Origin of the sequence: Neptunomonas phycophila (assembly GCF_001922575.1) — a bacterium.
In the GTDB taxonomy this organism is placed as follows: domain Bacteria; phylum Pseudomonadota; class Gammaproteobacteria; order Pseudomonadales; family Balneatricaceae; genus Neptunomonas; species Neptunomonas phycophila.
The window spans coordinates 1-556 of the sequence record NZ_MRCI01000020.1 but is presented as its reverse complement, the minus strand read 5'-3'; the positions used below and the strand labels follow the sequence as shown (position 1 = coordinate 556).

The 556-nt window shown below is 53.2% G+C and carries 1 protein-coding gene; it reads right to left on the bottom strand.

Annotated features, from left to right (window positions below):
• Positions 1–556, bottom strand: a 556-nt coding sequence (locus tag BS617_RS18140) for a cadherin-like domain-containing protein (protein ID WP_170870381.1), incomplete at both ends; no start/stop codon positions are given.

Below are 556 nucleotides of genomic sequence, written 5' to 3'. Positions count from 1 at the left end.
TTAGACACTTCAGTGATCGTTAATGGATCGCTGTCTGGATCCGTGTCGTTACCTAACAGGTCATTCGCTGTCATGGTGTACGGTACGTCTTCTTCGCCATTGAAGCTGTCGTCAATCGCATCTGGACCGTCGTTCATGTCAACAAAGTCGATGGTGACTGTGGCCGTGTCAGTACCGCCATTGCCGTCTGTGATGGTGTAGTCATAAGTCGCTTCGCCTACAAAATCTGCATCCGGTGTGAAGGTAATTGTGCCGTCAGCATTCAGGACAACGGTACCGTTCGTTGGGTTAGATACGCCCGTGATCGATAGCGTGTCACCTTCTGGATCCGTGTCGTTGCCAAGGATCGCTGCTGGCGTCATGACGTATGGCGTGTCTTCTTCGCCTGTGAAGCTGTCGTCAACCGCATCCGGTCCGTCGTTCACTGGTGAGAATACTACGGTCACTGTGGCCGTATCTTCACCACCGTTACCATCGCTAACTGTGTAGTCGAACGTGGCTGGACCGTTGTAGTCCGGATCCGGTGTGAAGCTCACTGTGCCATCGGGGTTCAGTG